We start from the raw sequence: 5,062 nt of genomic DNA on the forward strand, positions 1-5,062 counted from the left end.
CTGCCTGCCCAGGTGACGTTAGCGGCGATTGCCTTCAACATGCGCCGATGGGCCGCCATCACAGGATAGGTGCGCCCGCAGTCCGGCCCCACGAGGCCGAACCGCCGCCCGAAACTCCAAACCAGACACAAGAACTCACGAATACGGGCGACATTCCCGCAATCCCGCTCTCATCCGCGCTCTGCTGCAATTACACAACAGGCCCGCAAGGGGGAGATCGGCGGCTTCGGCGGCCCGCCCATTCCTGCAATGCCGGAGAGTTAGCGAAAGTGGTTGTGAGCGTAATCTCCCTCCTTGCGGGGGAGATGTCCGGCAGGACAGAGGGGGGTGCTGTCCCGCCGGCGTCTAAGCAATCATCGCATCGACGGCCAGCGCGTTGCCAAGCGCATGGCCTGACGCCGTGTTGTCGAAAATGCCCCAGACCACGGCGCCCGAAGCGGCCGCTGCTTGCACCTGCCGGCCGATCCGGTCGAGGCTTTCGGTGTCGTAGTCCGAGTAATAGACGCGCGGCATTCCATGCCAGCGGAAATAGGCGAGGCCGGACCAGCCGCCTGGCACCGCCGCGGCCGGGACCGGAGCCGGGTCGGCGGCAACACGCGCGATCCGCCGGCCGGCCAGAAGCGCTTCCGCCTCTGCTTCGAACCAGCTGGGATGACGCGGCTCGCATGCCAGCCTGGCCTTTGTTCGCAGGCTCAGCATATCGAAGAAACCGCTCGCGACATCCGGCTCGAAGGGCAAGCTCGGTGGCAGCTGAATCAGAAGCACGCTCAGTTTTTCGCCGAGACCTTCGACCGACTGGAAAAAGGTGTCGGCAAGCGCATCGCAATCCACGAGACGATGCTCATGCGTCATCGCTTTCGGCGTCTTCACGGCAAAGCGGAAGTGCTCCGGTGCGGAGCCCGCCCAGCGTTCATAGGTCTCGCGGCGATGCGGTTTGTAGAAGGACGTGTCGATCTCAACGATCGGGAAACGCTGGGCATAGCGTTCGAGATGCGAGCCCGGCTGGGGCAAGTCTTCCTTGTATCGCGTCGGAATGCCCCAACCGGCCGTGCCTATGAAACATCCCTGCTTTTCCATGCATGGGATGTGGACCAGATGAGGTGCGGGTCAAGGCGGGACCCGCCGCCTAAGCCGCCGCCAGTCTCCCAGCCTCGACATAGGCCTGCAACCAGGCCAGCACCCGGCCCCAGCCCTCGGCATGTTCAGTCGCCGCTTCGCTCAGGCCGGCGAAACCGCCATGGCAGATGGTGAGGCGCGTGCCCCCGGCGATTGGCTCCAGCAGCCAGGCGACCGTGGTTTGCCGCCGGCCAAGCGTCGGGTGATCCCAGGCATAGGCCCGCGTCTGCACGATCCTGCGTGGCGCTTCGATCTCAAGGAATTCGCCGCTGGCCGGCAGGTCGCTGCCGTCAACTGTGCGGACAACAACAGTCCAGCGGCCGCCGACACGAAGATCGGCCGACCAGTCGGCCATCCGGTAGGTGTCGGCGGATCCCCACCATTGCTCGACTTCTTTCGTGACCAGCGCCGTGAAGACGCGTTCCGAAGGCGCTTCGATCTCGGCGGATGCCATGATCGTCTTGCCATTGGTCATGCTTCGTACCCTGGGAACGTGCATCATGGATGCCTCCAAAGATATTTGGTTCGGTATCGAAACGATCCTTTTATCCCTTTGACGGCGGGCGCTCGAACCCCTTGCCGGTCTCGAGCAGGCTTTTCAGGCTGGCCAGCACCAGCGGCCAGCCCTTGGCGACGTTGCCGATCAGCCTGTGCGGCCCGTCTGCTTCATGGGTGACGGCAAGCTTCATCAATTCGCCGTCCTGTTCGATGGCGAAGGTGCAGCGCGTGTAGCCGTCCTCCCTGATCTCCGGCATCCATTCATTGCGCCATTTGATGACCAGGCGTCGCGGCGGGTCGATCTCAAGGATCTCGCCGCTGTCGGCGACGCGGCCGTCTGGGAAGATCAGCTTCCAGCTGGCGCCCACCTTCCATTCGCTCTCCTGATAGGATGAGAGGAAGAACTGGCGGTTGAACTCCGGGTCGGTCAGCGCCTCCCAGAGCTTTTCGGCCGTGGTGCGGATGTAGGTCACGTAAACGAAGCTGTTGCTCATCAATCTTCCCTTTCGAGGCGTTTCTTCAGATTGCTCAATGCATCCAGCTGATGGCGCTCGAATTTGCCGATCCAGCGCTCGGCGATCTCGTTGATCGGAACCGGGTTGAGGTAGTGCTCCTTCTCCCGGCCCCGGCGGAGCGTGGAGACGAGGTTTGCTTCCTCCAGGATCGCCAAATGTTTGGTCACCGCCTGGCGCGTCATGGCCATCTCAGCGCACAGCGCGTTCAGCGTCTGCCCATTCCGGGCATGGAGGCTGTCCAGCAATTGCCGACGTGTCGGGTCGGCCAAGGCGCGAAAGACTGCATCCATGCTCATGGCTTCAATATGCAACCATTTGGTTGCATGTCAAGCGGACGGAGCGATCACGAAAAGTTGCCTGTTCGGAGGGCAAGGAGATCGGGGGAAAAAATCAGCCCTTCCGGGAGAACCAGAAGGCGTCGGCCATGCGTTTCATGCCGATGCGCTCGTAGAAGCCGACGGCGTCGGGCATGGAGATCAGGCTGATGGCAACCGACGGGCCGAGCTGCCGGCGTGCCTCGACCATCAGGCCCTTGCCGATGCCAAGCCCTTGCGCCGATTGGGAGACGGCGAGCTCGGAGATGTAGCAGACCCAGGAAAAGTCGGTCATCGCCCTGATGACGCCGATCAGCGGCTTGCCCTCGATGTCGAGGCGGGCGGTCAGCACCAGATTGGCGCCGGACAGCATCGCCTGCAGCCTGGCGGGATCATCGACAGGCCGTGTCTCGCCGAGGCCGGATTCCACCAGCACTTTGCGGAATTCGGCGATGCCGAGCGCCGGTTCGCTGTTGTAGAGGACGTGGGAGTTTTCAGCCATGCCGGTGAGAGTGCACCATCAGCCCGCGAATTCGAAGCCGCTTTCGCGGGGGTGCTCTTATGCCAGCGCGCACAAACAGTTGCCTTTTATTTGCCCGCGGCTTTGTGTAAACCGTGCCTCAGCAAACCCCCCCGAAACGAAAACACGGGCCAAAGCCATGGAAAAATTCAACAAGCTCACCGGCGTCGCCGCTCCGATGCCGATCGTCAATGTCGACACCGACATGATCATCCCGAAGGATTATCTCAAGACGATCAAGCGCACCGGGCTCGGCACCGGCCTGTTCGCCGARATGCGCTAYAASGACGAYGGYTCGGAAAAYCCKGATTTCGTGCTCAACAAGCCGGCTTACCGCAAGGCGCAGATCCTGGTCGCCGGCGACAATTTCGGCTGCGGCTCGTCGCGCGAGCACGCGCCGTGGGCGTTGCTCGATTTCGGCATCCGCTGCATCATCTCGACCTCGTTCGCGGACATCTTCTACAACAACTGCTTCAAGAACGGCGTGCTGCCGATCACCGTCAGCCCCGAGGATCTGGAGAAGCTGATGGATGACGCCTCGCGCGGCTCCAACGCCACTCTGTCGATCGACCTCGAAGCCAAGGAAATCCGTGGCCCCGATGGCGGCGTCGTCACCTTCGACCTCGACGACTTCAAGCGGCACTGCATGCTCAACGGCCTCGACGATATCGGCCTGACCATGGAGAAGGCCGGCGCCATAGCTTCGTTCGAGAAGAAGAACGCCGAACAGCGCCCCTGGGCCTGAGCGGCACCATCCGAGATACAGGCCCGGCCCTTTCAGGCCGGGTTCGCGGCGACTGAACGGGAGGGACAGTCATGGCACGTTCGCTTCTTGCCGGCGTTTGCGGGCTGGCGTGGCTTCTGATGCCGGTGGCTGGCGTGCATGCACAGACCGACCTGGTGCTCGTGCCGGCTGCCGATGCGTCCGGCAAGACCGCAGATGTGTCGAGCACCGCCAATGCGGCCCTGACCGACAATGACAACCAGGGGCCGATACCGTTCGAGGGCGGCCAGCTGACCATCACGCAGCCGGAGCAGGATGGCGAGAAGGTGCTCGCCTATGACGGCAAGCAGCTGGCCAGCAACTACGATGTCTTCTTCGACAAGATCGTGAAGGTCGGCGACGTCAACGTGGCGCTGGTCGATGTCGGCGACGGCGGCAACCAATGCGGCCCGGCGAAGGTGATCGTGTGGAAGCCGGAAGGCGGCGAGATCCAGGCCACGACGGTCGAACAGGACGAATGCGGCGCCCCGCCGGCGGCAATTTCCGACAGCGCCATCTATTTCGTGCCCTATCTGCTGCCGGGCGATGAGAAGCCGGCGCTGCAGTGGTCGCCGACGGGTGGGCTGACCACCTCCGGCAATCTGACCTATATGCCGGAACCCGGGACCGACTGGAAAGACATCGACCCGACGAAATACGACAACATCATCGACGCCTTCCACAATGAGGCAGTCTACAAGGAAGCCGAAAAACTGCTCGGCAAGGACATGCCCGACATGGCGACCAGCCTGCTGGTCGGCGGCGGCACGGAAAGGACCGCGTCGGGCGCCTTCTACGCCAGCGGCTGCGTGCCGCATGAYTGCGGCGGCAATGACGGYTTCATGGCGGTCGAYCCGGYTCAGCACRMGCTCTAYTTCKCSCGKCGCGGCGACAATGGCSAGCCGAATGCSTGGCCGSCGGTGGCGASMTGGCCGGCCGATGTSAARGARGCGCTSGACAAGGCGCTGGGTTCGGCGAATTAGAGCATTAGCGTTGCGCGGCGCCCCCTGCGCTTTCGTCATCCACGGGCGGAGCGACGCGCAGCGGAGCGCAGACCCGAGGATCCATGCCGCGACAGTCGTCGAAGGGTGCAACGGAGCAGAATTCTGCACCGCTGCAACGCCTTGAAGTCGCGGCATGGATCCTATGGTCTGCGCCGCGTCGCTCCGCTCCTTGCTTCGCCATAGGATTGTTTGAGAAGGATCGGGTAGTTTGGCGGCCGGGACTGCGGCCCATCACAGCCAGCAGTCCCGGCGGCAGGCGACCGCCCTTAGGACCGGGTAACACCCGACGTCATCATGGTCCCTGCCGTCTTTGTCCGCCATCGCTTGGAGAG

Annotated in this window: 7 protein-coding genes; 2 read left to right on the plus strand and 5 right to left on the minus strand. The window is 63.1% G+C overall.

The window, feature by feature from the left end:
- Positions 1 to 345: 345 nt before the first annotated feature.
- The 5 genes from AC1DX0_RS30870 to AC1DX0_RS30890 all read right to left on the minus strand — a co-directional run bounded on the left by AC1DX0_RS30870 (position 346) and on the right by AC1DX0_RS30890 (position 2,945).
- Positions 346 to 1,077, minus strand: a complete 732-nt coding sequence (locus tag AC1DX0_RS30870; RefSeq protein ID WP_477224654.1) for a DUF72 domain-containing protein — start codon at positions 1,075 to 1,077, stop codon at positions 346 to 348.
- A gap of 49 nt (positions 1,078 to 1,126) precedes the next feature.
- Entirely contained in the window at positions 1,127 to 1,618 is a 492-nt protein-coding gene (locus AC1DX0_RS30875) for an SRPBCC family protein (protein WP_477224655.1), read from the minus strand.
- A 43-nt stretch (positions 1,619 to 1,661) separates the two neighbouring features.
- On the minus strand, positions 1,662 to 2,108 hold the full coding sequence (locus AC1DX0_RS30880) for an SRPBCC family protein (RefSeq protein WP_477224656.1): 447 nt from the start codon (positions 2,106 to 2,108) through the stop codon (positions 1,662 to 1,664).
- Positions 2,108 to 2,425 carry an ArsR/SmtB family transcription factor gene (locus tag AC1DX0_RS30885; RefSeq protein WP_477224660.1) on the minus strand — a complete coding sequence of 106 codons (318 nt, stop codon included), beginning with the start codon at positions 2,423 to 2,425 and terminating at the stop codon, positions 2,108 to 2,110. The genes AC1DX0_RS30880 and AC1DX0_RS30885 overlap by 1 nt, the downstream gene beginning before the upstream one ends.
- 94 nt (positions 2,426 to 2,519) lie before the next feature.
- Positions 2,520 to 2,945, minus strand: coding sequence for a GNAT family N-acetyltransferase (locus tag AC1DX0_RS30890; protein ID WP_477224657.1), 426 nt, complete (start codon positions 2,943 to 2,945; stop codon positions 2,520 to 2,522).
- Positions 2,946 to 3,102: 157 nt separating this feature from the next.
- On the opposite strand from AC1DX0_RS30890, the gene leuD reads away from it, so the two are divergent.
- Both leuD and AC1DX0_RS30900 read left to right on the plus strand, forming a co-directional pair.
- Positions 3,103 to 3,708 (plus strand): 3-isopropylmalate dehydratase small subunit, encoded by a 606-nt coding sequence (leuD, locus tag AC1DX0_RS30895; RefSeq protein ID WP_477358229.1) that lies wholly within the window; start codon positions 3,103 to 3,105, stop codon positions 3,706 to 3,708.
- A gap of 71 nt (positions 3,709 to 3,779) precedes the next feature.
- Positions 3,780 to 4,709: a hypothetical protein gene (locus AC1DX0_RS30900; RefSeq protein WP_477358232.1), complete on the plus strand. Its 930-nt coding sequence runs from the start codon at positions 3,780 to 3,782 to the stop codon at positions 4,707 to 4,709.
- Positions 4,710 to 5,062: the final 353 nt, after the last annotated feature.

The sequence above is a fragment of the Mesorhizobium sp. P3_A9 genome (assembly GCF_056402975.1).

Coding starts and splice junctions, on each gene's coding strand:
- AC1DX0_RS30880 (WP_477224656.1), bottom strand. CDS start 2,108: ATGAGCAACAGCTTCGTTTACGTGACCTACATCCGCACCACGGCCGAA.
- AC1DX0_RS30870 (WP_477224654.1), bottom strand. CDS start 1,077: ATGGAAAAGCAGGGATGTTTCATAGGCACGGCCGGTTGGGGCATTCCG.
- AC1DX0_RS30885 (WP_477224660.1), bottom strand. CDS start 2,425: ATGAGCATGGATGCAGTCTTTCGCGCCTTGGCCGACCCGACACGTCGG.
- AC1DX0_RS30890 (WP_477224657.1), bottom strand. CDS start 2,945: ATGGCTGAAAACTCCCACGTCCTCTACAACAGCGAACCGGCGCTCGGC.
- AC1DX0_RS30875 (WP_477224655.1), bottom strand. CDS start 1,618: ATGATGCACGTTCCCAGGGTACGAAGCATGACCAATGGCAAGACGATC.